Below are 25,589 nucleotides of genomic sequence, written 5' to 3'. Positions count from 1 at the left end.
AACAGGAGATAGTATGTCCGGGCTACTTAAACTTACCGGTAAGTTAACCCCTACCCAGGGGCGCTTCATTATGCAGGCGCGTGAACATTTTTTTAGTCACCGACTCGACCGCCGCGCGCGGCGGCGAGGCAAAAGCCTGGCTGGCTGGCGAACTATTGTTGGCATCGCTGGCAACCTGTGCGGTAAGCAGCGTGACCGCTTTCGCGCGTGAAAGCAATTGGCAACTGGCCGATGTCAGTGCAGAAGGCATTTCACAACGTCACGCCAGCGATGAAACGCGTTATGAAAAAATCGTTCTGACGGTCGATACGGCAGGAATTACACAGCAGCAGGCGGCTGAGCTGGTGCGAAAATTTACTCGCCATTGCCCGGTATTTGGCACGGTATCGCGCGGGGGAGTGGTTGAGCTTATTGTCAACGGCGAACCGCTAATCTGGCAATAAATCGACATTTGCCAGGGAGGGTGAGTCGCTGCCATTCGGCACCGGCGAAAGCTGGCGGGGATCAATCCGATACCGTAATATATCGACTCTTGATATTGGACTTTGACGGTACAGGCAGCAGGAATGAAACATGATTGATCAGGTTCGTACTTTTCTGACGAAAAGTGAGCTGGCTTATCAAACGCTACTTAGCGCAATCCAGAGCGGAGAACTGAAAGCGGGGCAAAAGGTAACGCTCAATGAACTGGCCGACCGGTTGGGAATGAGCCTGACGCCAGTACGTGATGCTTTTACGCTGTTGGCCGAACAGGGGTTTATTATCCGCAAACCGCATTATGCGGCGGTGATTGCCGAGAAAAAACTCAGCCGTACAGATGAGGTGTCTTTATTGCGCGCTATTCTTGAACCTGAAACCGCGCGCCTTGCTGCCATGCATGCTAATAAAGTGCAGATTGATGAGATCGCCGCCGCTTATGAAGCTTCGCTCGAGGCGGTCAAGAACCAAAACGCGCGTGAACTCAGCCGGCTCAATGAGCTGTTTCATCTAAAAATAGCCGAGGCCAGCGGTTCTACGCTATTGGCCGAATTTATCACCAGTCTATGGAAAGCGTTGCCGGTTCAGGGTATGACCCTGAATGGCGATACCGTTTCGATCCTTAAATCGCACGCCGATATTTTAACTGCGATCAGCGAAGGTAAACCCGATGACGCGCGTGCGCTAATGTCCGGCCATGTCGGGCACGCCGCCGATCGTGGGCGTGCTTATCTTGCCAGTCTTCAGGCGCCCGAGTCGGAAGATAAATCGGACTGAGAATGGGCGAGGGGCGGCGGCGTGAAACGATAGTGATACTGCTCCAGTATTTCCGCCAGAGCAATACAGGCGCGATCCGCCCCTGAACGGCCAATGATTTGCGCGCCAACCGGCAGACCCGCCGCAGTGCGCATCAACGGTACGGTGGTCGCGGGTAATCCAGTCGCGGAAGCCAACCCCAGCCAAAAATAGTCATTAGCCGAGGGTAAGGCGCGTCCGTCTACCATCAAGTAGCGATCCTCTTTCGGCACATCCGTAAACAGCGGAAAGGCTGTGGTGCTGGCTACCGGGCAGAGTAAAAAGTCCATCTCGCTAAAAAAGTGTTGCCAGGCCACCATTAACCGATAACGCCGCTGATTGAGCCCCAGCCATTCACGATGGCTGAGCACATTGCCTCGCAGCAGCAGAGCGCGGTAGCTGCCGTCGTCGTCGGCTAACTGTTGGCAGAGATGCTGATGATCGATAAAGGCTTCGTCGCTTTGCCGCCCGCTGGTGGCTGCGCGTAGCAGCTGAACGTACACCTCATAACTTTCCCGGCTGTCGAAGGACGGCCGCAATGTTTCGACCACCTTCACGCCGGCGTGGCGCAGCGATTCGGCGGCCCCATCAAGCGCCAGACTAACTTCCTCGCTCACTGCAAAATGAGGATCGTCGCGCCATATCGCCACCCGGAAATGCGCGCCGTGGCGCGGCCGCGCGTCGTCAAGGACGGGCTGCATCCGCGGCCAGCTGTACGGGTCGGGATGGGCTAACAGCTCCAGCGCCAGCCGTAAATCGCCAGCGCTGCGGCTGAGCGGACCAAACGCGGCAATATCCGCCGGCGCGATATTTCCCGGTTGGGCATGCCCGCGTCCGGGGATCGCGCCATGGCTGGGTTTGTGTCCCCAGACGCCACAGTAATGGGCGGGCATTCTTATCGAGCCGCCGATATCGCTACCGAGCTCAAGGGCGGAAAAGCCGCAGGCCAGCGCCGCCGCCGAACCGCCGGACGATCCGCCGGGGGTTCTTTGCGCATCCCACGGGTTAAGCGTAGCGCCATAATCCGGGTGCCGGGTTTGCCAGTCGGCGAGGTTCGGGGGAACGTTGGTTTTTCCCAGCACGATAGCGCCCGCCTGCTTTAAGCGCGAGACCGCCAGCGCGTCTTCCCCTGCGATATTATTGCGCAGATGGGGTAAGCCAAACGTCGAGGGCAACCCGGCGACGTCCCAGGACTCTTTGACCGTGATCGGCACGCCGTGCAAAGGTCCGATCGTCCGGCCTGCTTCCCGCGCGTGATCCGCCTCCCGGGCCTGTTCCAGCGCCTGTTCAGCCAGCAAAACAACCACCGCATTAATACGCGGATTAAAACGCGCGATCTGGTCTAAATGCGCCTCGACCAGCCCAACTGCGCTGATTTCACCGTGTTTTATTCGCGCTGCCTGATGGCGCGCGGAATCGAAGACTGAAAAGGGTGGGATTATCACATTATCACCTATGGTTATGCGGAAAAGTTCGTTACGTAACGATTGTTTTCACGTTTGTTTTCTTTATGTTAATACAAAATATATTTTATAAAATATTAAAGGTGATTAACGATATGCAAACAGTAGCTATGCGCAGACGCGGCATGATTGCCGTATTACTATTGGGATTAAGCGCATTTTCCCTGCAGGCGAAGACCACCCTTACGCTCGGCGCGGCGCAAAACTCATTGGGATCGCTACCTTTGATCGTGGCTGAGCAAAAAGGTTTCTTTGCCGATGAAGACCTGCAGGTGAACACCGTGTCGTTCAAAGGCGGCGCGCCGGCGGTACAGGCGCTGGCGGGAGGGAGCATCGCGGCCTGCATCTGCGCCGCCGATCATGCGGTGCGTTTACAAAATCGCCATCTCGGCGGGCGAGTGCTGGTGGCGTTGACCGAACATCATGGTTATGGGCTGGTGGCGCGGGCAGACACTCCCGCCGCCCGGCTGAGCGATCTGCGCGGAAAAACGGTCGGGATAACCTCTCCCGGAAGCCTCACCGATAATACCCTGCGCTACTACATCGGCCAGCAGGGGCTGAATGCCGAACGTGATTTTCGTCTGGTGGGGATTGGAACCGGCGGTCCAATGCGCGCGGCCATAGAGAGCGGGGCGGTGCAGGCCGGCATGCTTACAACCCCGGATGTGCAGGCGGCGCTGGCGGACAAGCGTTTTAAACTGATTCAGGATTTCCGCACCTTACAGTATCCGGCGCTGGACCTGGTGGTGGTTGGCCGTTGGTTGGCAAAACACCGTGATGAGGCGCAGCGCCTGGCGCGCGCGGTGATCAAGGCGGAGCAGGTGATCCAGACTGACCCGGCTGCGGTACAGGCGGGCGTGGATGAAATGTACCCGCGTTTGTCTCCGGCGTTACGGCAGGTGCTGGTGGAAGAGGCACCGAAATTGCTGTCGCCTGACGGAAAAATGGCGCCGGAAGGCTATCAACTGATGGTGAAAATGCTCAAAGCGTCCGATCCGACACTGAGTCAGCCTGACTACAGCGCCATTACCGTGCCCGATCTCGATCTGCTGAGTAAAGGATAAGGAGAAGGCGTGAGTAACTTATTTACCTCTTCTTCACTGCAGCCAAAGCGGCAGGCGGATGGCGCGGCGCAAAAAAGCGCCCCGACGTCGCGGCGGATATTAAGCCAGCAGATTCTGTTTATCTTCGCGCTACTGTTGATATGGCAGGCAGCGGGAAGCTGGTTTATCGACCCATTCTGGGTGAGCCGACCGGGTGATATCGCGCAGCGGCTGTGGCAGCTGGCGTTAAATGGCGATCTGTGGCGCCACACTGCCGCTACCCTGAGCGAAGCGGGCATCGGCCTGATATTGGGCGCGCTGGTCGGCATTGCGCTCGGGCTGGCACTGGCACGTTTCCGGCGTGTCGCAAGTGTGGTGGAGCCGTTATTGATGGGGCTGTATAGCCTGCCGCGGGTGGCGCTGGCGCCGCTGTTCGTGCTGTGGTTTGGCATTGGCCTGTCGGCGAAGGTGATGATGTCCTTCTCGATGGTGCTGTTCGTCTTCATGTTAAACGTACTGGAAGGCGTGCGATCGCTGGATCGCGATCACATCGATCTGATGCGTACCATGCGCGCCACCCCACGCTATATCCTGCGCCGGGTCATGCTGCCGGCAATCCTGCCGTGGATCGCGGCGGCGATGCGTATCGCCGTGGGTCTGGCGCTCATTGGCGCGGTGGTTGGCGAACTGATTGGCTCCAGCGAGGGGGTTGGCTGGTATATCGAAAATGCCGCGGGCCAGCTCGATTCTACCGGTGTGTTTACCGGCATCATGATTCTGCTGGTGCTGGCCATGATCGCCAATTCACTAATCGCCCGGATCTTCCGGCGTATGACGGAGTGGCGCCAATGACCGCCAGCATAGATATCAGACAGTTATCGGTACAGTTTACCGGTAATAACGCAACGATGACTGCGATTGAGCACCTTTCTCTGCGCGTGGCACCCGGTGAGTTTGTCGCCATTGTGGGGCCATCCGGCTGCGGTAAATCGACGCTACTGCGCGTGATTGCCGGGCTGGTAGCCGCCAGCGGCGGCGAGGTCCGGATAAATGGCGTACCGGTCAGCGAGCCGCCGCCGGGCGTTGGCTTTATGTTTCAGCGCGACACGTTGTTACCCTGGGCGACGGTGGCGGAAAACATCAAAGTGGGCTGCGAACTCTCCGCCATGGCGCCTGCCGATTATCCACGGCGGGTGGCCGAACTAATCGAACTGGTCAAATTGCATGGCTTTGAGGGGCATTACCCCAGCGCGCTTTCCGGCGGCATGCGCCAGCGCGTCTCCCTTGCGCGGCTGCTGGCCTATGAACCGCAGCTTTACCTGATGGATGAGCCGTTTGGCGCGCTGGATTACCAGACCAAAATCGTTATGGGGCGCGAGCTGCTGCGAATTTGGGAAAGCCGCAGGCGTAGTATCGTGTTTGTTACCCATGATATCGAAGAGGCGGTAGCGCTGGCCGATCGGGTGATCGTGATGAGCCCGCGTCCGGGGCGTATCGTGCAGGATTACCGTATTGATTTGCCCCGCCCGAGAGAGCCGCGTGCGCTGCGCGGCAACCCGGAGTTCTCCCGGCTGTGCGCTGCAATCTGGGCTGACCTCGCGCAGGCGAGCGGTGAGGCTCTGGCATAAACCCACGGCGTATGACCGTACGTCGCAAGCATAAAAAATAAGGAACAACGTGATGAAGATTCGTATCGGCGCCCATCCCTCCAACCTGACGTTAACCGCGCTGACCCACTATCCGCCCCTGCAGCAGCCGCTGTTGGACGTCGGTTTTGCGCCTGAATTCTTATGGTATCCCGAAGGAAAAATGATGCATGAGCTGGCGCTCGGCGGCAAAGTGAATGTGATTGGCACCGGCACCACGCGTGCGGTGGTGGCGCAGGCAGACCATGTCCGGCTGGCGTATATTGGTGCGTCGCATCCGCGCCGTAGCTGGTCATCGATCCTGGTGACGGAACACTCGCCGATCGTCCGCGCGGAGGATTTAGCCGGTAAGCGTATCGGCTTTATCGAAGGCTCTTTTCAGACCTACTTCCTGCTGGCGACCCTGGAACAGGTTGGGCTGAAGTACACCGATATCGTATCGGTGAATTTATTGCCCGGCGCATCGCTCGCCGCCTTACAGGCGGATGAGGTAGATGCGTGGATCGCCATGGATCCTTACCTCAGCGCGGCGCTGGCGGGCGGCGGCTTGCGAAAAATTCAGGATTGCGGGGATGTGATCACCAATCGTTCCGTTTTTTGGGTCCTGCCAGATGTGGTGGCCGCCGGCGAGGACAAAGTGCGGGCGCTGTTCGACACGCTGGTGGCGACCGATACGTGGATTGGCGAAAATTTAACCTCGGCGGGAGAGCTGTTTTCGCGGGTGATCGCCAACGGACTGACGCCGGAAGAGTGGACGCGCGGGCTGCAGGGGCGCGAATGGGGGGTTACCGCGCCGGATGAGCAGCTCTTTGCCGAACAGCAGGCGGAAGGGGATTTACTGTTCCGCCACGGTCTGATCGCCAACAAAATCGATATCAACGCGACGCGTTTACCCTTTCAGCTTGATGCGGTGGAGGTATAACTGATGGGGCAGCCGATTGAATTTTTCTGGCGTATTCCCACGCACGGCGATGGCCGCTCCGTGTCGTCAAAAGCCTGGAACCGCGGCGACTGGAAGCCCACAACGTCCCACTCCATCGCCCCGGGCGGCGGTGGGGCCTCCACCAGCGCCTGGGGCTATATCGACTATATGGCAATGGTGGCGAAAGCCTGCGAGGTCGCCGGTTTTGACGGCGCGCTGGTGCCGACCTCCCTGCCCAGCGACGAACCTCTCATGATTGCCGCGGCGCTGGCGAGGGAAACGCGCACCTTACGTTTTATGACCGCGTTTCAGCCCGGTTTTATCACTCCAGCCTATGCGGCGAAGATGAGCGCGACGCTGCAACGCATCAGCGGCAACCGGCTGGAATGGAACGTGATAACCGGCGGTAGCGCCCCGGCACAGTGCGCCTACGGCGATTTTTTACCGCATGACGAGCGCTACGGGCGGACGGGGGAGTGGCTGGAGGTCATCGAAGGTTTATGGCAAGGGCAACCGTTCGATCATCATGGCGAACGCTATCAGGTGGAGGGGGGAGGGTTAGCCGCACCGCTGTTGCATACCCGTAAGCCGGGAGTTTACTTCTCCGGTTCCTCCGAGCCGGCTTTAGCAGTGGCCGCGCGCCATGCCGATTTCTATCTTATGTGGCTGGAACCACTGGCGCAAATGCAGGCGATGATACAACGTCTGAACCGGATGGCGGATGAGCAGGGGCGCCAGCTGAAATACGGTCTGCGGGTAGATATTTTCGCTCGCGAGACCGAAGAAGAAGCGTGGGATGAAGCACGGCGGCTGTGGGATAACCACGATTTCAGCGCGCCGCGTAAGGCCAACCCCATGACCAGCGTCGGCGGCGGCGATTCGGTGGGCGCGCAGCGTCAGGCGGCGCTGCGTCAGGATAAAGGAGAAAACTTCGCTGATTACGTTATCGGGCCGAATTTATGGTCCGGCCTTGGACTCGTACGCCCCGGTCCGACGATCGGTATCGTCGGTAGTTATCAGCAGGTGGCTGATCGCCTGGCGGATTATGCGCGTGTTGGTTTCTCTAATTTTATTCTTGCCGCCAATCCACATCTCGAAGAGGCTATACGAGTCGGCGAAGAGGTGTTACCGCGCGTGCGCGCTCAGCTGTAATTGCTTCTCTTCAGCGTTAAATAATAAAAGAGTGTTGGTCTCCCTGAAAGCCTTATTTCAGGGAGGTCAGGTAATGTTAGCCACTATTATAAAAATAAAGAATGGTCCAAGATGGTTTCGTCAACCGGGTTGACGATTTAATTAATTTCCCTACGGCGGGGATAAAATGAAATGCCAGGAAAAAATAATATCGGGAATAGCGATGCTATTCACTGCAGGTACCTTTGCGTCTGAATTATCGTTTGCCGACATGTGTCGTTATCAACAACAGCAAGGGAATACATTATTTTCTGCGTTAGTCTGTGGCCAGATTAGTGGAAGTGTTCGCACGCTCTACTATTCTACGCATAATGCGAATTTTGTTACCGCACGTAATCAGGATACGGTAAGTTATGGTGGCTAAATTAAGTATGAAACCGGCGATTATTATGGTGTTAGCGCCGGAGTTAGCGGTATTTTTGTCCGCGGTATCGACCATCCGGATAACGCGCATACTATTTCTTCTATTGGGGATAATCAAACCAATATTGGCGAAGCCTGGCTGCGCTGGCGTTATAATGCATTAAGTATTACCGCAGGCGATCAACGGATTGATATGCCGTTTGTCTCTGATTATGACTGGCGCATTACTCCAATTCTGTTTCGCGGTGTGGATGTAAATTATGGCGATAAGGATAACTTTCTGCACGCCAGTCGGCTCTGGTGTTATAAAGCCTGGGGAAGTGATCAGTTTCAGGCCACCAGCGCTTATACCAATTACGGGGGTATATACGATTCCCTGCAAGTATTCAGATAATCCGACCACCACTGCATCATCGCTTTACGGGCCTCCAGATATTCCGCCTTATAGATGTAGGCAGCTCGAACGCTATTGCGTTCCTGGTGGCTCATTTGACGCTCAACGGCATCCTGTGACCACAGGCCCGACTCCATGAGGGCACTACAGGCCATTGCCCGAAATCCGTGGCCGCAGATTTCATTTTTTGTGTCATATCCCATCAGGCGCAACGCCTTGTTGACGGTGTTTTCGCACATCGGTTTATACGGATTATGATCACCGGGAAAAATCAGCTCCTGATGCTCGGATATTTCCCGTATCTGTTTCAGAATAATAATGGACTGACTGGAAAGAGGAACGATATGTGGTTTCCGCATTTTCGAGCCACGTCCGGAATAGCGGACACCGGGGATAGCCTAGCGAGTGGCTGGGATGGTCCAGATTTTGTTTCTGAAATCGATCTCAGACCAACGGGCGAAACGCAGCTCGCTGGAACGGATGAACAGGTGCAAAGTAAGTGATACTGCCAGGCGGGTTAATTCTCGTCCTTGTTGGTAGTTCTCAATTCGAGTCCAAAGTTCCGGCAATCGCTCCAGCGGAAGGGCTGGGTAGTGATGTTTGACGGGGGCTGCGATTATACCGTCCAGATTTGCTGCCGGATTGTTCTCTATCAACTCCTGATGTATGGCATGACGCATGATGTTGCACATATGCTGTCGAGTACGAGCCGCTACTTCCAGCAAACCTTTTTGCTCAATGCCTTTCAGAAGATCGATAAAGTGACGAGGTTTAAGTTCACTTATCGGCAGGTGTCCAATCACGGGGAATATATGATTGTTCATACTGGCAAGCAGACGGGCAGCATGGTTCTCTGACCACGTTCTGTTGCTTTTATGCCAGTCTAGTCCCACATACTTGAAGGTTTTTTCTGGCGAGGAAGTGGCTCTTTCAGCACAACGCTGTAGTGCTGGATTAATATTCTGCGCCAGCAATTTACGGATGCCGTCACGTTGTAGACGGGCATCAGCCAAAGACACATCAGGGTAGGCACCTAAGCCGAGGCGTGATTCTTTTCTGTTGATACGATATTTGAGATACCAAAGACGTGAACCGCCGGGATTGATCAAAAGGTACAGGCCATGAGAATCGGAAACTTTGAAGGGTTTAGCGGATGGTTTTAAGCTGCGGATTTTTGTGTCGTTAAGAGACATTTGGGGGTCACTCCGTCATCGAACCAATATGACCCCAAATCTGACCACCAAATTCTCCTGATGCGGAGGGAAAACTAAAAATACATCGGGAAGATTTTTCACGCTAACTTATTGAATTTAAATCACATAAAGATTCGCAAAGAGGCATGAAAACAAGAATTTGGCTCCTCTGACTGGACTCGAACCAGTGACATACGGATTAACAGTCCGCCGTTCTACCGACTGAACTACAGAGGAATCGTGTGAACGGGGCGAATAATAGCGGGGTGGTGCGGCTTTGTCAAAGCACTAAACTGCGAAAAAAGCGTGTTTGCTGTCGGAATGAACATGTTGCGTTGTTTTTCGGCATTTATCCTCCCTGGCAGCTCGGTTTATCAGCGTAAAACCCCTGTAGTGATGTTGCACCGGCCTTTGCACATTTACGGTGCGAAGGATCTCGCGGGTAATTTGCATGTGGCCAACATCGCCGAGAAATTTTTTCACACAATTGCCGCCAGAGCCCCCCACAGAGCCACCTGAGCGCAGTGATCCCCACGCATTTTCCCTCTGATATGTAGGATGAATAAACAGAAAATATGTATTGGCCGTCACAATGGCTGGATTTTTGCTTGCTTAAATTCGGGTAATGCGACTGCGCTCTCGCGCAAATTATTTTCCCCGTCTACACATAAAGTGACTGCTCCACGCCTCTGGGCGTTTCGCTAAAACAGTGCTGAGGAATACAACAATGTCATCGAAATTGAATAAAAGTCCGCTCGCTGCTCTGCTTATCGGTTGTTTAGGTTGTGCTTTTTATGCTCAGGCCGATATCGTTATCGGCGTCGCCGGGCCGTTCTCCGGGCCGAATGCGACCTATGGCGATCAGTACTGGCGTGGTGCCTCGCAGGCGGCGGCGGATATTAACGCCGCCGGCGGGATTAAAGGGGAAAAAATCAAGCTGGTGCAGGGGGATGACGCCTGCGAACCCAAACAGGCGGTCTCGGTCGCCAACCGTCTGGTCGATCAGGACAAGGTCTCAGCGGTGGTGGGGCACTTCTGCTCGTCCTCCACCATGCCGGCCTCCGAGGTGTATGACGAAGCCGGCATAATCGCCATCACCCCCGGCTCCACCAACCCGCAGATCACCGAGCGCGGCATGACCAACATGTTCCGCATGTGCGGCCGTGACGATCAGCAAGGGGTGATCGCCACCAACTACATGCTGGATACCCTGAAAGCCAAGCGCATCGCGGTGATCCACGACAAAGACACCTACGGCCAGGGGTTGGCGGATGCTGCCAAGGCAGAAATGAACAAGCGCGGCGTGAAAGAGGTGCTGTATGAAGGGCTGTCGCGCGGTGAGAAAGACTTTAACGCGCTGGTGACCAAAATTGCCTCGGTCAAACCCGACGTGGTCTATTTTGGCGGCTGCCATCCGGAGGCCGGGCCATTGGTGCGTCAGATGCGCGAGCAGGGCGTCACCGCCAAGTTCTTCTCCGGTGACTGCATCGTGACCGAAGAGCTGGTGACCGCTGCCGGTGGGCCGCAGTACACCAACGGTGTGCTGATGACCTTCGGTAACGATCCGCGCCAAATCCCGGAAGGCAAGGCGGTGATCGCCAAATTCCGCGCCAGCGGTTTCGAGCCGGAAGGTTACACCCTCTACTCCTACGCCTCTATTCAGGCGATCGCCGCGGCCTTCAGCGCCACCGGCGGCAAAGACAGCGCCAAGGCCAGCGAATGGCTGAAATCTCATGATGTGGATACCGTAATGGGCAAAAAGGCCTGGGATAAGAAAGGCGACCTGAAGGTATCGGATTACGTGGTTTATCAGTGGGACGACAAAGGCAAATATCACCAACTCTAATCAGCCCCACGGCTCAGGTTTATCCCTCCCGTATGGGGGTGGATAGGCGTGACTGATAAGCGGATCCGCGTGTGCTGCGGATCCGCGCCGATTCTTCCCTTGGGCCGCGCCTGCTTTTGCTTGCGGTCCCACCAGGCGAGACTGCTCATTATGGACGTTTTCTTTCTGCAACAATTGATCAACGGCCTGACGCTCGGCGCGGTTTATGGTCTGATCGCCATCGGCTACACCATGGTTTACGGCATTATCGGCATGATCAACTTCGCCCACGGCGAGGTGTATATGATCTCCGCCTACCTGTGCGCCATCGGGCTGGCGCTGCTGTCGTTCTTCGGCCTGCAGTCGTTCCCGTTGCTGATCCTCGGTACGCTGGTGTTTACCATCGTTATCACCGGCGTGTATGGCTGGGTGATCGAACGTATCGCCTACAAACCCTTGCGTAACTCGACCCGCCTGGCCCCGCTGATCTCCGCAATCGGCATGTCACTGATCTTGCAAAACTACGCGCAAATCAGCCAAGGGCCGCGTCAGCAAGGGATCCCAACGCTGCTGGATGGCGTGTTCCGCCTCAACTTCGACGGCGGGGTGATTCAAATCACCTACACCAAGGTGTTTATCCTGTTCGCGTCGCTGCTGGGCATGGCGATCCTCACTTACATCATTCAACACACCCGGCTGGGGCGCATTTGTCGCGCCACTCAGCAAGACCGCAAAATGGCGTCAATTCTTGGCATCAACACCGATAGGGTCATTTCCCTGGTGTTCGTGATCGGTGCTGCCATGGCCGGGCTGGCGGGGGTGTTGATCACCATGAACTACGGCACCTTCGATTTCTACGTCGGGTTTATTATCGGCATCAAAGCCTTCACCGCCGCGGTATTGGGCGGGATAGGGTCGTTGCCCGGCGCGATGCTGGGCGGGTTGCTGCTGGGCGTGGCGGAGGCGCAGTTCGCCGGCATGGTGAACTCGGATTACAAGGACGTATTCTCCTTCGGTTTACTGGTGGTGATCCTGATTTTCCGCCCTCAGGGCCTGCTCGGACGGCCAATGGTCGCTAAGGTTTGAGGGGAAAACTTATGTCGCACTCTGAGGTTCACCCGGGGCTGAACATTAAGCGCAGCCTGCTGGACGCCGTATTGGCCGGGCTGATTGCCCTGATCGTGTTCGGGCCGATCGTCGGCATCGTTCTGAACGGCTACAGTTTTAACTTCGAGCCGCACCGGCTGGTGTGGATTATCGCGGTGGTGATGGCCGGGCGGCTGTTACTGAGTCTGTTTCTGCAAACCGCACCGGGCCGTAAATTGCTGACGCGCTTTGACGGCGGTAACGACGGGGTGTATGTCCGGCCGATCGGCGCCAAGACCAGCCTGCGGTGGATTATTCCGTTAATGGCGGTTATCGCACTGCTGTTTCCGTTTGTCGCCACCAAATACCTGCTGACGGTGGCGATACTGGGGCTGATTTACGTGCTGCTCGGGCTGGGTTTGAACATCGTTGTCGGGCTGGCCGGGCTGCTCGATCTGGGCTATGTGGCGTTCTACGCCATTGGTGCCTATGGATTGGCGCTGGGCTACCAGTATCTCGGCCTCGGCTTCTGGGCGATGCTGCCCTTGGGGGCGCTGATGGCGGCACTGGCCGGCGCGCTGCTGGGGTTCCCGGTGTTGCGTATGCACGGTGACTATCTGGCGATCGTCACGCTGGGGTTTGGCGAGATCATCCGGCTGGTGCTCAACAACTGGATGTCGCTGACCGGCGGGCCGAACGGCGTCTCGGTACCGGCACCGACGATCTTTGGCCTGGAGTTTGGCCGACGAGCGAAGGACGGCGGCGTGCCAATCCACGAGTTCCTCGGCATCACTTACAACCCTAACCTGAAATTTATCTTTATCTATGCGGTGCTGTTCCTGGTGGTGCTGCTGGTGCTGTACATCAAGCACCGGTTGACGCGCATGCCGATCGGCCGCGCCTGGGAGGCCCTGCGTGAGGATGAAATCGCCTGTCGTTCGCTCGGCTTAAACCACGTGTTGGTCAAGCTGTCGGCCTTTATGATGGGCGCGTCCACCGCCGGGCTGGCCGGGGTGTTTTTCGCCACCTATCAGGGGTTCGTCAACCCCACCTCGTTTACCTTCTTCGAATCGGCGTTGATCCTGGCGATCGTGGTGCTGGGCGGGATGGGATCGACCATTGGCGTGGTGCTGGCGGCGTTCGTGCTCACGGTGGCACCGGAACTGTTGCGCAGCTTCGCCGAGTACCGCGTGCTGTTGTTTGGCGTGCTGATGGTGGCGATGATGATTTGGCGACCGCGTGGGCTGGTGCGGATCAGCCGAACCAGCTTTGCGCCGCGCAAGGGGGTGGCGCCATGAGCGACGCAATTTTGCAGGTTGAGCATCTGATGATGCATTTTGGCGGCATCAAGGCGCTCAACGACGTGAATCTGGCGGTCGAACGCGGCTCGATCACCGCGTTGATCGGCCCCAACGGCGCCGGCAAAACCACGGTGTTCAACTGCCTGACCGGCTTTTACCGCGCCACCGGCGGCGCCATCTTGCTTAACACCCACAAACGGCCAACCGACGTGATCCAGGTGCTGGGGCAGAAGTTTCGCGCCGGCGACTGGGTAAACCCGAAGCGGTTGGGATCGCGCCTGTACTACAAAATGTTCGGCGGGACCCATCTGGTCAATCGCGCCGGGCTGGCACGCACCTTCCAGAATATCCGTTTGTTCCGCGAAATGTCGGTGGTGGAGAATCTGCTGGTGGCGCAGCACATGCTCAGCAACCGTAATCTGGTCGCCGGGGTGCTCAACACGCCGGGCTATCGCCGGGCGGAAAGCCAGGCGCTGGATCGCGCTTTTTACTGGCTGGAAGTGGTGGAGCTGGTGGACTGCGCCAACCGGCTGGCGGGGGAGATGTCGTATGGCCAGCAGCGGCGGCTGGAGATCGCCCGGGCAATGTGCACCACGCCGGAGATGATCTGCCTCGACGAACCCGCCGCCGGGCTGAACCCGGTAGAGACGGCGACATTGAGCCGCATCATCCGCTTCCTGCGTCAGCACCACGGTATCACGGTGCTGCTGATCGAGCACGATATGGGCATGGTGATGGAGATTTCCGATCGGGTGATTGTGCTCGACCATGGCGATGTGATCGCCGAAGGCACGCCGAAAGAAATACAGCATAACGACACGGTGATCGCCGCTTACCTTGGCGCGGATGAAGAGGAGCTGGCGGGATGAGCAATGTGATGTTGGAATTTCGCAATGTGGACGTGTTTTACGGCCCGATCCAGGCGTTGCAGCAGGTTTCGTTGCAGGTGAATGAAGGGGAAACGGTGGCGCTGATTGGCGCCAACGGCGCGGGCAAGTCCACGCTGCTGATGTCGATCTTCGGCCAACCGCGCATCAGCGGCGGGCAGATTTTGTTTCGCGGAGAGGACATCAGCCAGCGTTCTACCCATTACGTTGCCAGCAGCGGCATAGCTCAGGCACCGGAAGGACGGCGGATCTTTCCGGACATGAGCGTGGAGGAAAACCTGCTGATGGGCACCATCACCGTCGGTAATCGCTATGTGGATGAGGATTTGCTGCGCATGTTCGAACTGTTTCCACGCCTGAAGGAGCGGCGCAACCAGCGGGCGATGACCATGTCCGGCGGCGAACAGCAGATGTTGGCGATTGCCCGGGCCTTGATGAGCCGGCCGAAGCTGTTGCTGCTGGATGAGCCGAGCCTGGGGCTGGCGCCGATTATCGTCAAACAGATCTTCAGCATTCTGCGCGAATTGACCCAGGACGGCATGACGCTGTTCCTGGTGGAGCAGAACGCCAACCACGCGCTCAAGCTGTCCGACCGCGGCTATGTGATGGTCAACGGCCAAATTCGCCTGACCGGTAGCGGCGCGGAGCTGCTAAGCAATCAGGAGGTGAGGAAGGCTTATCTGGGCGGCGCCTAGAACTGGCGCTGGATCAGGCGCACGTTCAGCCGTACCAGGGCGATAATGCCGCTGGACAAGATCCGCAGGCCGCGGGGTAAATCGCGGCGGCGGATGTCCAGCAACAGCACGGTGCGCACCTGGTCGCTGTCGTTCCACACTTCGTGTTCGAAGGTGTCGTCCCACAGCATAAATTCCCCGTCGTTCAGCCGGTATTCCTGCCCGTCTACCTTCAACACGGCGGCAGGCGCGCCGTCGGCACGTTTGGGCATCGACAGCACCAGATAGCCGCGCAGAATGCCACGGAACGGACCACGGTGCGCGGGCACCTGTTTGCCGGGCGCCAGGAACGACAATGAGGCTGAAAGCACATCCGGGGAAGAGGCGATCAGCTCCGCAAGCTGCGGGCAGCGGGCGAGATTACGCGCTATCGGTTGGCCGTAGGCCTGCATGATAAACATGCGCCAGTCGCGAGCGTCATTGGCGGAGATCGACGCCTGTTCGCTCATGATCTCGTGAAATCGTGGAATATTACGCAGATCTTGCCCGACGGTCAGCGCCTCCTCGCGTATCTGCCGCCAGTGAGCGGTAAAACGTTGAGCATCGGGAAACAGCCGGGTGCTGTCGAGGACCGGCGCGCCGCTGATGCGGCGATCGTAAATACGGCGAAGTGCCAGTACGGACCAATCGTAGATAGCTGACATAGTGACCTCATAGCAGTGACCCGATTTCTCGCCGTCTTTAGGTAGTATCAGGCTTTTTTTATGTGTGATTGCCGGACGATCAATTCGCCGGTATACAGCTTTTGTCCACCGGGTTCGAAGGCCTGTGTCAGGCAGTGAATGCCATCGGCGATCAGCTGCTGCATCGGCTGGCGATAGGTGGTCAACTGGTAGCTGGGCGAGGCCGCCAGCTCGATGTCGTCAAAGCCCACCACGGCAATCGGCGTACAATCCGGCGTGGCGCGTATGGCATCGATGACGCCGACCGCCAGAATGTCGTTCTCGCAAAAAATAGCTTCTATCCGCTGTGCCGCCGGGGTGGCGGCCAGATAGGCCGAAAAAGCTTCCATACCGCAAAGGCGCTGATAGTGCGGGGCTTGTAGCACCACGCTGACGTCACGCTGCCGTTCTGCCAGCGCGGCGCGGAAACCGTCAAGGCGGCGCAATTGAGTGGACTCGCTTATCGGCCCAGCCAGATATCCCATACGTTGATAGTCTTGCGCGAGCAGCAGCTCGCCGATTTCGCGCCCGGCCTGATGACCGTGGGTCGCCAGCACCTGGATGTAAGGGCTTTCGCTGTAGCGGTACAGCACCACCAGCGGAATACGGTGAATGTCCTGCGCCAGCGCAATCAGCCGGTCATTAAGCAGCGTGCCGAGGAACAGCAGGCCGTCCACCTGCATTTGGTCCGCCAGCGTCAGCACCGATTCATAATCACGTTCAGAGGTGATATTGAGCAGCAAAGCCATATAACCACGGCTTTGCAACTGCCGGGTCACTTCATCGAGCAGCGTAAAGATATGCGGATTTTTCAACTCGTCCGCCACCAGCCCGATGATGCGGGTGCTCTTTTTCGACAGGCTGCGCGCCAGCAGGTTAGGGCGGTAACCCAATTCACGCGCTGCGGTCTGTACGCGCAGCAGCGCCTGCGGTGAAATCGAAGCGCCGTCGGTAAAGGCACGCGATACCGTCCATTTAGACACGCCGGCACGGGCGGCCACATCGCTGGCCGTCGCCTTGCGTGCTGCGGGCGCCGGGGTAGAGCCGGGTTTCTTCGTCATCATCTTTCGCTCGTGATGAAAAAACGGTATGGGTTCAACAGATTAGCACAGCGTTATCGAATGCGGGAGTTGCCAACGTCGGAGCGAAGATCCTGCAAACCATCGGCACAACGCGGCGGATCTTTTTAGCGGTAATTTGTGATCCTGATCGGCAGATTTGTCGTGGCGCATTTGACTTATTTTTGACCCTCTCCAATAGTCCATCGCAGGGGGCATTTGTTTTGCGGTCAAGTTGCCACCTTATTTTGCACCCGGGTGCATTTAAAATTTGCACCCGGGTGCACGGCGACGAAAACGGTCAAATCTAAAGCTTCGGGAGCAACTATGTTAAATGGCGAAAGAAAAACGGCGCGCCCTCTGCGCTGGGCAATGGTCGGCGGCGGGCGGTTAGGGCAGGTGGGATACAAGCATCGCTGCGGGGCGTTACGGGATAATACCGCTTTTGAGCTGGTGGCCGGCGCGTTTGATATCGTGCCGGAACGCGGCCGTGAGTTCGGCGTGAATCTGGGGGTAGCGGCCGAACGCTGCTATGAGGATTACCGCACGTTGTTCGCCCAAGAGGCACGGCGGGAGGACGGTATTGAAGTGGTGTCGGTGGCGACGCCGAACGGCACGCATTATGAAATTACCCGCGCGGCGCTGCAGGCCGGGTTGCACGTGATCTGCGAGAAACCGCTGTTTTTCACCAGCCAGGAAGCCTATGAGATTAAAGCGCTGGCGGCGGAAAAAAACCTGATCGTCGGCGTGACTTACGGTTTCTCCGGCCACCCGCTGCTGCTGCAGATGCGCGCAATGATCGCCAACGGCCAGATCGGCGAAGTTCGGATGGTGGATCTGCAATATACCCACGGTTTTAATGCCACGGACGAAGTGGATCGCCTCAGCGAAGCGCAGAAATGGCGTATTGACCCCAAGATCTCCGGCCCGAGCTTTGTGCTGGGAGATATTTCCACCCACACCTATTACCTCTCCCAATTGGTGATGCCGCAGATGCAGATCCGCGAACTGCTTTGCGATCGGCAAAGTTTTATTCCCTCGCGTGCACCGCTGGAAGACAACGCGCTGGTGATGATGCGCTACGAAAGCGGCGCGGTAGGGCGGATGTGGGCCTCCTCGGTGAATGCCGGTGCCATGAGCAGCCAGCGCATTCGCATCGTGGGGTCGAAGGCCAGCCTGGAGTGGAGCGACATCAACCCCAGTGAGCTGCGCTACGAGGTGCAGGGGCAGCCGAACCAGACGCTGTATCGCGGCATGTCGTATCTGGACGATGCCTGCAACGCCTGGGAACGGCTGGGGGCTTTGCATACCGAAGGCCTGACCGAATCCTGGGCCAACATTTACCTGAAATTTGCCCTGGCCATCGACGCCACCCGCCGCGGCGATCGGCAGGCGCTGGCGCAACTGGTGTATCCGGATATCAACGCCGGGATCGAGGGCGTGCGCTGGATTGAAAACTGCGTACGTTCCGCCAACGAGGGCGCCCGTTGGGTGACCTTTGAATAAACTATTCAACCCGGAGCAAGAGCATGAAACTTTCTTTCTGTACCGATAGCCTGGGCCACCTGCCGTTTGAAGCCATGCTGGATCGCCTGGGCGAACTGGGGGTGTTTGGCGTGGAAATGACTACCGGCGGCTGGTCTTCGGCACCGCATCTGGACACCGTGGCGCTGTTGCAGGACGCGGGCAAGCGGCGGCGGCTGATGGCGGCGCTGGAAAGCCGCGGTATGAAAATTGCGGCGCTGAACGTTTCCGGCAATCCGCTGGAACCGGGCGTTCTGGGCGAAAAACACCGCCATGAGACCGACAACACGCTGGCGCTGGCCGCCAGCCTTGGGGTGAAAAAAATCGTCATGATGAGCGGATTGCCACCTGCGGCTCCCGGCGACAGTATCCCCAACTGGATCACCTATACCGTCAGCTGGCCACCGACGCTGAAAAACTGCCTGGACTACCAGTGGAACGAGGTGGCGATCCCCTATTGGCAGAAGTTGGTGGATAAAGCCCAGGCGTTCGGCATCGAGAAGTTCGCGCTGGAAAATTTCAGCTCGATGCTGGTGTGGAACCCGGACACCCTGTTCAGGCTGCGCGACGCGGTGGGGCCTATGGTGGGTTTGAACCTCGATCCGAGCCACCTGATCTGGATGGGGGCCGATCCTATCGCCGTCGCACGGCGCCTGGGGGACGCGATCCACCACGTACACGGCAAAGATGTTCGGCTGGAAAGGGGGATAGTGGCGGTCAACGGGCTGCTGGAAACCCGGCCGGTGGAACAGGTGGCGCAGCGGGCCTGGAACTATGTGGCCGTCGGGTGCGGGCAGGATTTACAGTGGTGGAAGGAGTTCTTCTCGGTGGTGCGCATGATGGGTTACAACGACTGGGTCTCGCTGGAGATGGAAGATCTGACCATGTCGGTCGATGCCGGTATTAATACCTCGGTTGAGGCGTTACAACGCTGCATCAGCCAATAAAGCCTGCTTATTTTCGCTAATGGCCTGCTGCTTTGCAGGCCTTTGCGCGGCAAAGGCCTGTCGAAAAAAACAGGCGAATAAAAGTGTGACCTATATCGCATTTACCCCGGCGATTGGTTAAAATATCGCTACTTCCCGCACCTGTCCGGATCCCGTTTAACATGGAACAAACCCAGGTATCTCGCTCAACCGCCTGGTTGCGCGTGGTCATCCTTGCCGTCTCGGCCTTTATCTTCAATACCACCGAGTTTATTCCGGTGGGGTTGCTGAGCGACATCGCCAAAAGTTTCTCAATGCAGACCGAGCAAGTGGGTCTGATCATCACCATTTACGCCTGGATTGTCGCCTCCGCCTCCCTGGTGTGCATGCTGCTTACCAGCAAGATTGAACGGCGCAAGCTGCTGATCGGGGTGTTCATCCTGTTTATCGCCAGCCATGTACTGACCGCCGTGGCCTGGAACTTCACCACGCTGGTGATTTCCCGTGCCGGCGTGGCGCTGGCCCACGCTGTCTTCTGGTCGATCACCGCCTCGCTGGCGATCCGCGTCGCCCCGGCGGGCAAAAAGGCGCAGGCGCTAAGCCTGCTGGCAGGCGGTACCGCGCTGGCGATGGTGCTCGGCCTGCCGCTGGGCCGCGTGATTGGTCAGATCCTCGGCTGGCGCATGACCTTTATCGGCATCGCGGTTTGCGCCACCCTGGCGCTGGTGCTGCTGTGGCGTCTGCTGCCGGTGCTGAAAAGCGAGCATTCCGGCTCGCTGTCCAGCGTGCCGATGCTGTTTAAGCGTCCGGCGCTGGTCAGCCTGTATATGCTGACCATCATCGTGGTGACGGCGAATTTCACCGCCTACAGCTATATCGAACCCTTTATTCAGACCGTGGCCGGGCTGTCGGAAAACTTCACCACGCTGATGCTGTTGCTGTTCGGTGCCGCCGGTATCATTGGCAGCCTGCTGTTTAGCCGCTTCAGCGAACGTTTTCCGTCGGGCTTTTTCATCGGCGCCATCGCGCTGTTGATGCTGAGCCTGCTGCTGCTGTTGCCGGCCTCCGGCAATGAAAATCACCTGACGCTGCTGTTTGCGGTGTGGGGTATGGCCATCATGGCGATTGGCCTGTCGATGCAGGCCAAGGTGTTGAACCTGGCGCCGGACGCCACCGACGTGGCGATGTCGATCTACTCCGGGTTGTACAACTTCGGTATCGGCGGCGGCGCGCTGCTGGGTAACCAGGTCAGCCGGCATCTGGGCATGGGCAACATCGGCTTTGTCGCTGCGCCGCTGGCGCTGATCGCCCTCGGCTGGTGTGTGCTGAACTTTTACCGCAGCGAACGCCTGCAACACCACCACATCCGCTAAATCCTGCACACCGACAGCGGGCCAGCGACTCGCTGTCGGGCATTGCCACCCCGGTTAAATTTTCTCTCAGCAAAACAGATTGCTGCAGATTTTTATGCTTATATTTTTTTCATAGTCTGCTAATTAAATATTTAACTCCGACGCCGAGCCGATAGCATAGAAAACTATCGATTATGTTATGGCGAGGTTAATGGTGAGTGAGTCTTTGGTTGCAGGAAGCGTGGGGGCGGCCCAGTCGCCGATCCATGAACGGGATCTGTCGGCAAGAATTGATGCATTGCCCACCTCCGCCGGTCTTTGGCGGTTCATTGCCTTGCTGGCGTTGGGCGGTTTTTTTGAACTCTACGATCTGTTCCAGACCGGGTACATCAGCACCGGCTTAATCGCCGAAGGCATCTTCCACACCGGTGCGCAGGGCGTGTTCGGCCTCTCCGACCAGGCGGCATTCGCCTCCGCCACATTCCTCGGCCTGTTTATCGGCGCCAGCCTGCTCAGCCCCTATGCCGACCGCTTTGGCCGCCGCACCACCTTTATGTTTGCACTGGCCTGGTATGGCATCTTTTCGCTGTGTCTGGCTTTTCAACATCAGGCCGAATGGGTGATCTTCCTGCGCTTTTTGGTCGGCGTCGGCTTGGGCATCGAGCTGGTGACGATCGATACTTACCTGACCGAATGGGTGCCGGCACATCTGCGCACCCGGGCGTTTGCCTTCTCTTTCTTCATCCAGTTTCTTTCCGTGCCGACGGTGGCGTTAATGTCGTGGTGGCTGGTGCCGCAAACCATTCTGGGCCTGAGCGGCTGGCGTTACGTGGTGATCGCCGGTGCGGTGGCTTCGCTGGTGATCTGGCTGGTGCGTAAAGGCCTGCCGGAATCGCCGCGCTGGCTGGCGCAGCAGCGGCGCTACCCGGAGGTCCGGCAGGTGATGCAGGCGATGGAACGGCGCTGCGGCGTCACCCATACGGCGGATTTCCCCGCGCATGACGCGCTAGCGCAGAGCGAAATGCCGGCGCAGGGGAGCTTTAAGGATATCTGGTCGCCGCGTTATCGCAGTTGCACCCTGATGCTGGTGGTGATGAATTTCTTCCAGGCCATCGGATTTTTTGGCTTTGGCAACTGGCTGCCCGCTCTGCTGGCCGGAAAGGGGGCCTCCATCACCCACAGCCTGCTGTATGCCTTCTTTATTACCCTGGCTTACCCGCTGGGATCGCTGCTGTGCAGTCGCTATGCCGACAAGATGGAAAACAAGTGGCAGATTGTACTTTCTTGCCTGGTGACGGTGATCTTCGGCTCGCTGTTTGCCCTGCAAAACAACCCCGTCTGGCTGATCCTTTGTGGGTTCTTCATCACCTGGTCCAATGCCTGGCTGACCTACAGCTACCATTCTTATCAATCTGAAGTGTTCCCGACCTACATACGCGCCCGCGCCGTCGGCTTCTGCTATTCGTTCAGCCGGCTGTCGACGGTATTCAGCAGCCTGATTATCGGCATCATTCTGCAATACGGCGGCTCGGTGGGGGTCATCGCCTTTATCGTGGCCAGCATGCTGATTGTGATGGTGGTCATTGGCGTGTTTGGCCCGAAAACGCGCGGAATCGATCTGGAAAATATCTGAGGCCAATTCCGGCGTCGCCTCTCCGCGCAGCGCCGGGATCTTCAGCAAAAAAACTTGCGATCATCCGAAAATAATTCCGTTATCACCGCTTTCCCTCCTGCCTTAATGTTAAGCCGGAAGATGTACCACATCACCTCCGGGAGAAACCTCATGAGCATCCTGACCACCCAAGACGGCACCGGTATCTTTTATAAAGACTGGGGCCGCGGGCAACCGATACTGTTTTCTCACGGCTGGCCGTTAACCGCCGATGCCTGGGACAACTCAATGCTGTTCTTCGGCCAATGCGGTTATCGCGTTATCGCGCACGATCGTCGCAGCCACGGCCGTTCGGATCAAACCTGGAACGGCAATACCATGGATCGCTATGCGGACGATCTGGCGGAACTGATCGAAGCGCTGGATCTGCGCGATCTGATCCTGGTGGGGCATTCCACCGGCGGCGGGGAAGTGGCGCACTACATCGGCCGCCACGGCAGCGCGCGAGTGGCGAAAGTGGTGCTGGTGGGGGCGGTGCCGCCGCTGATGCTGCAAAGCGCGGCCAACCCGCAGGGCCTGCCGATGTCGGCATTCGACGGCATTCGCAGCGGAACGGCGGAAAATCGTTCGCAGTTCTTCAAGGATTTGGCGCTGCCTTTTTACGGTTTCAACCGCAAGGGGGTCAAGGCCAACGCCGGGCTAAAGGACAGCTTTTGGCTGATGGGCATGCAGGGCGGAATCAAAGGGTTATATGACTGCGTTCGCGAGTTTTCGGAGGTCGACTATACCGCCGATCTGCTGGCTATCGACAAGCCGACGCTGATTGTGCACGGCGATGACGACCAGATTGTGCCGATCGCTGCATCCGCAATGAAAGCCGCTAAGCTTATCAGGCAGGCTGAATTGAAGGTCTATCCGGGTGGGTCCCACGGCCTGGCGCAGAACGATTCCGAACAGTTTAATGCCGATTTGCTGGCGTTTATTCAGTCTTGAATTCACCCCGCAGGGGAGATAAAGCCTGTGAACCGGAGAAGACCATGAGCGCAAGCGCTTTTCTCTCTCAGATAAGACATGCCGTTGATACGCCCTTTAGCCGCTGGCTGATGCTGCCGGCGATTTGTGCCGCCTATATTCAGGGGGGCCTGGTCAAGGCGCTGAACTTTGATGGTGCCGTGGCGGAAATGACCCACTTTGGCCTGCAGCCGGCGGCGTTGTTCGCCGGCCTGGTGATCCTGCTGGAATTGGGGGCCTCGCTGCTGATCCTGACCGGTTTCTACCGCTGGTTGGGGGCGTTGGCGCTGGCCTGGTTTACCCTGGCCGCCACGCTGATGGCCAACCGCTTCTGGGAATTGAGCCCGCCGGAGCGCTTTACCGGCATGAACGGTTTTTTTGAACATATTGGGCTGGCAGGCGCGTTGCTGCTGGTGGCGCTATACGATCTAAAGGAGCACAAAGATGGCCGAACCGGCTGAGAGCAAGGCAGCACCCGGCGGTTTCGCACCGTTGAAGATCCCGGTATTCGCGGTGCTGTGGGGGGCCACGGTGTTGGGCAACGTCGGCAGCTTTATGCGTGACGTCGCCAGTTCCTGGCTGGTGACGGATCTCTCCTCGAACCCCTCGGCGGTGGCACTGATGCAGACCGCTGCCACGCTGCCGGTATTCCTGTTGGCGATCCCGGCCGGGGTGCTGTCGGATATTCTCGACCGTCGCCGCTTCCTTATTTTTGTGCAAATTTTGCTTGCCTGCGTCAGCGGCACCTTGCTGTTGCTGTCGCAAAGCGGGGCATTAACCGTAGAGTACTTACTGGCGCTGACCTTTATCGGCGGTATTGGCGGGGCGCTGATGGGGCCGACCTGGCAATCCATCGTCCCGGAGCTGGTGCCACGTGCCGATCTCAGAAATGCGGTGGCGTTGAACTCGTTGGGGATCAACATCGCTCGAGCCATCGGGCCGGCGGCGGGGGGCCTGTTGTTGGCGAGTTTTGGCGCCGGTGCAGCCTACGGTGCCGATATCCTGAGCTACGTGTTCGTGGTTGCTGCGTTGCTGTGGTGGCGCAGGCCAAAGACAGAGGACAGCGGTCTTTCCGAGCATTTCTTTGGCGCTTTTCGCGCCGGCATTCGCTATGCCCGCGCCAGCCATGAGCTGCACGTGGTGCTGCTGCGCGCGGCGGTATTCTTTGTGTTTTCCAGCTCGGTATGGGCGCTGCTGCCGCTGGTGGCACGGCAGATGCTGGGGGGCACCGCCGGTTTCTATGGCATCTTGCTGGGGGCGGTCGGCGCAGGCGCGATAGGCGGTGCGATCCTGCTGCCACGGCTGCGTCAACGCCTGAACTCTGATGGCCTGGTGCTGTTGGCGGCGGTGATCACTGCGCTGGTGATGGGGCTGCTGTCGTTGGCCCCGCCGCAGTGGTTGGCCGTGGTGTTGCTGCTGGCGCTGGGGGCGGGCTGGATTATCGCACTGACCTCGCTGAACGGCGCGGCACAGGGCGTTTTGCCAAACTGGGTGCGCGGACGCGGCCTGGCGATTTATTTGATGGTGTTCAATGGCGCGATGGCCGCAGGCAGCCTGCTGTGGGGGCTGATTGCGCAGGAAATTGGCGTGGCCGCGACGCTGCTGACGGGCGCTATCGGGCTGTTGATCATCTCGCTGATATTCCACCGCATTCGCCTGCCGGAAGGCGAGGCCGATCTGCAGCCTTCCAACCATTGGCCTGAGCCTTTGCTCAATACCCCGGTGGAGAACGACCGTGGGCCGGTTATGATCCAGGTGGAGTATCGCGTGCGGTTGGAAGATCGTCCGCAGTTTTTGCACATGCTGCAACAGCTTTCGCGGGTACGTCGCCGCGATGGTGCCTATGCCTGGGGGCTGACTGAACATACCGCCGATCCGCAATGCGTGATGGAGTGGTTTATGGTGGAGTCGTGGGCCGAGCATTTGCGCCAGCATCAGCGGGTTTCGCATGCCGATGCCGATCTACAGCAAGAAGCGCTTAAGTTTCATATTGGCCCGGAAAAACCGCTGGTGCATCACTTCCTGGCGCTCGATTTACGGCACCTGGGACGGCAGCCGAAGGGCGAATAAAACAGGCTGTCTCCAATGAAAGAAAAAGCCCGCTTAGGTTAGCTTAAGCGGGCT

The 25,589-nt window shown here is 57.9% G+C and carries 22 protein-coding genes, 1 tRNA gene and 1 pseudogene; 19 read left to right on the top strand and 5 right to left on the bottom strand.

The window, feature by feature from the left end; all coding sequences use genetic code 11:
* Positions 1 to 80: 80 nt before the first annotated feature.
* Positions 81 to 443 carry an OsmC family protein gene (locus LQ945_RS05230; RefSeq protein ID WP_270102434.1) on the top strand — a complete coding sequence of 121 codons (363 nt, stop codon included), beginning with the start codon at positions 81 to 83 and terminating at the stop codon, positions 441 to 443.
* 130 nt (positions 444 to 573) lie between these two features.
* Complete coding sequence (locus tag LQ945_RS05225) at positions 574 to 1,254, top strand: GntR family transcriptional regulator (protein ID WP_270102433.1); 681 nt, start codon at positions 574 to 576, stop codon at positions 1,252 to 1,254.
* Here the strand turns inward: LQ945_RS05225 and LQ945_RS05220 are convergent.
* Positions 1,221 to 2,717, bottom strand: a complete 1,497-nt coding sequence (locus LQ945_RS05220; protein WP_270102432.1) for an amidase — start codon at positions 2,715 to 2,717, stop codon at positions 1,221 to 1,223. The two genes, LQ945_RS05225 and LQ945_RS05220, sit on opposite strands and share 34 nt — an antisense overlap.
* A 113-nt stretch (positions 2,718 to 2,830) precedes the next feature.
* Between LQ945_RS05220 and LQ945_RS05215 the strand changes: the two genes are divergently transcribed.
* Genes LQ945_RS05215 through LQ945_RS05195 form a run of 5 tightly spaced genes read left to right on the top strand, consistent with a single transcriptional unit; the run spans position 2,831 to position 7,498 of the window.
* Positions 2,831 to 3,799 (top strand): ABC transporter substrate-binding protein, encoded by a 969-nt coding sequence (locus LQ945_RS05215; RefSeq protein ID WP_270102431.1) that lies wholly within the window; start codon positions 2,831 to 2,833, stop codon positions 3,797 to 3,799.
* A 9-nt stretch (positions 3,800 to 3,808) separates the two neighbouring features.
* Positions 3,809 to 4,630 carry an ABC transporter permease gene (locus LQ945_RS05210; protein WP_270102430.1) on the top strand — a complete coding sequence of 274 codons (822 nt, stop codon included), beginning with the start codon at positions 3,809 to 3,811 and terminating at the stop codon, positions 4,628 to 4,630.
* On the top strand, positions 4,627 to 5,406 hold the full coding sequence (locus LQ945_RS05205; RefSeq protein WP_270102429.1) for an ABC transporter ATP-binding protein: 780 nt from the start codon (positions 4,627 to 4,629) through the stop codon (positions 5,404 to 5,406). The genes LQ945_RS05210 and LQ945_RS05205 overlap by 4 nt, the downstream gene beginning before the upstream one ends.
* A gap of 52 nt (positions 5,407 to 5,458) precedes the next feature.
* Complete coding sequence (locus LQ945_RS05200; RefSeq protein ID WP_270102428.1) at positions 5,459 to 6,346, top strand: ABC transporter substrate-binding protein; 888 nt, start codon at positions 5,459 to 5,461, stop codon at positions 6,344 to 6,346.
* Between the two features lie 3 nt (positions 6,347 to 6,349).
* On the top strand, positions 6,350 to 7,498 hold the full coding sequence (locus tag LQ945_RS05195; protein ID WP_270102427.1) for an LLM class flavin-dependent oxidoreductase: 1,149 nt from the start codon (positions 6,350 to 6,352) through the stop codon (positions 7,496 to 7,498).
* A 756-nt stretch (positions 7,499 to 8,254) separates the two neighbouring features.
* Here LQ945_RS05195 and LQ945_RS05185 read toward each other — a convergent pair.
* Positions 8,255 to 9,487 (bottom strand): annotated as a pseudogene (locus LQ945_RS05185) (tyrosine-type recombinase/integrase).
* Between the two features lie 161 nt (positions 9,488 to 9,648).
* Positions 9,649 to 9,724 (bottom strand) — tRNA-Asn (locus LQ945_RS05180).
* 490 nt (positions 9,725 to 10,214) lie between these two features.
* Between LQ945_RS05180 and LQ945_RS05175 the strand changes: the two genes are divergently transcribed.
* From LQ945_RS05175 to LQ945_RS05155, 5 genes are all read left to right on the top strand, one after another.
* A complete protein-coding gene (locus LQ945_RS05175; RefSeq protein ID WP_270102426.1) occupies positions 10,215 to 11,333 on the top strand; it encodes a branched-chain amino acid ABC transporter substrate-binding protein in 1,119 nt (372 codons plus the stop codon).
* A gap of 150 nt (positions 11,334 to 11,483) precedes the next feature.
* Positions 11,484 to 12,398, top strand: coding sequence for an ABC transporter permease subunit (locus tag LQ945_RS05170; RefSeq protein ID WP_020827728.1), 915 nt, complete (start codon positions 11,484 to 11,486; stop codon positions 12,396 to 12,398).
* An 11-nt stretch (positions 12,399 to 12,409) separates the two neighbouring features.
* Positions 12,410 to 13,696, top strand: a complete 1,287-nt coding sequence (gene livM, locus LQ945_RS05165; protein ID WP_044552472.1) for a high-affinity branched-chain amino acid ABC transporter permease LivM — start codon at positions 12,410 to 12,412, stop codon at positions 13,694 to 13,696.
* Positions 13,693 to 14,568, top strand: coding sequence for an ABC transporter ATP-binding protein (locus LQ945_RS05160; RefSeq protein ID WP_044552471.1), 876 nt, complete (start codon positions 13,693 to 13,695; stop codon positions 14,566 to 14,568). Before livM ends, LQ945_RS05160 begins: the two co-directional genes overlap by 4 nt.
* The gene (locus LQ945_RS05155; protein WP_044552469.1) at positions 14,565 to 15,281 is read left to right on the top strand and encodes an ABC transporter ATP-binding protein; all 717 of its coding nucleotides are present in this window, start codon (positions 14,565 to 14,567) and stop codon (positions 15,279 to 15,281) included. Before LQ945_RS05160 ends, LQ945_RS05155 begins: the two co-directional genes overlap by 4 nt.
* Here LQ945_RS05155 and LQ945_RS05150 read toward each other — a convergent pair.
* Both LQ945_RS05150 and LQ945_RS05145 read right to left on the bottom strand, forming a co-directional pair.
* A complete protein-coding gene (locus LQ945_RS05150; protein ID WP_044552468.1) occupies positions 15,278 to 15,964 on the bottom strand; it encodes an aspartyl/asparaginyl beta-hydroxylase domain-containing protein in 687 nt (228 codons plus the stop codon). The two genes, LQ945_RS05155 and LQ945_RS05150, sit on opposite strands and share 4 nt — an antisense overlap.
* Before the next feature lie 47 nt (positions 15,965 to 16,011).
* Positions 16,012 to 17,046, bottom strand: a complete 1,035-nt coding sequence (locus LQ945_RS05145; protein WP_270102425.1) for a LacI family DNA-binding transcriptional regulator — start codon at positions 17,044 to 17,046, stop codon at positions 16,012 to 16,014.
* Positions 17,047 to 17,367: 321 nt separating this feature from the next.
* Here LQ945_RS05145 and LQ945_RS05140 point away from each other — a divergent pair, with 321 nt between their 5' ends.
* From LQ945_RS05140 to LQ945_RS05110, 7 genes are all read left to right on the top strand, one after another.
* Entirely contained in the window at positions 17,368 to 18,546 is a 1,179-nt protein-coding gene (locus LQ945_RS05140) for a Gfo/Idh/MocA family protein (protein ID WP_270102424.1), read from the top strand.
* Positions 18,547 to 18,569: 23 nt separating this feature from the next.
* Entirely contained in the window at positions 18,570 to 19,511 is a 942-nt protein-coding gene (locus LQ945_RS05135) for a sugar phosphate isomerase/epimerase family protein (protein WP_262242069.1), read from the top strand.
* Positions 19,512 to 19,672: 161 nt separating this feature from the next.
* Positions 19,673 to 20,863, top strand: a complete 1,191-nt coding sequence (locus LQ945_RS05130) for a sugar transporter (protein ID WP_044552462.1) — start codon at positions 19,673 to 19,675, stop codon at positions 20,861 to 20,863.
* A gap of 190 nt (positions 20,864 to 21,053) precedes the next feature.
* Positions 21,054 to 22,475: an MFS transporter gene (locus LQ945_RS05125; protein ID WP_269933762.1), complete on the top strand. Its 1,422-nt coding sequence runs from the start codon at positions 21,054 to 21,056 to the stop codon at positions 22,473 to 22,475.
* A 150-nt stretch (positions 22,476 to 22,625) separates the two neighbouring features.
* Positions 22,626 to 23,447 carry an alpha/beta fold hydrolase gene (locus LQ945_RS05120; protein ID WP_270102423.1) on the top strand — a complete coding sequence of 274 codons (822 nt, stop codon included), beginning with the start codon at positions 22,626 to 22,628 and terminating at the stop codon, positions 23,445 to 23,447.
* A gap of 44 nt (positions 23,448 to 23,491) precedes the next feature.
* On the top strand, positions 23,492 to 23,926 hold the full coding sequence (locus LQ945_RS05115; RefSeq protein ID WP_270102422.1) for a DoxX family protein: 435 nt from the start codon (positions 23,492 to 23,494) through the stop codon (positions 23,924 to 23,926).
* The gene (locus tag LQ945_RS05110; protein ID WP_270102421.1) at positions 23,910 to 25,535 is read left to right on the top strand and encodes an MFS transporter; all 1,626 of its coding nucleotides are present in this window, start codon (positions 23,910 to 23,912) and stop codon (positions 25,533 to 25,535) included. Before LQ945_RS05115 ends, LQ945_RS05110 begins: the two co-directional genes overlap by 17 nt.
* Positions 25,536 to 25,589 lie beyond the last annotated feature (54 nt).

Origin of the sequence: Serratia liquefaciens, from assembly GCF_027594825.1 — a bacterium.
Lineage (GTDB): Bacteria > Pseudomonadota > Gammaproteobacteria > Enterobacterales > Enterobacteriaceae > Serratia > Serratia liquefaciens_A.
Note: the sequence above shows the minus strand (reverse complement) of the source record. Positions and strands in the feature narration are given on the sequence as shown.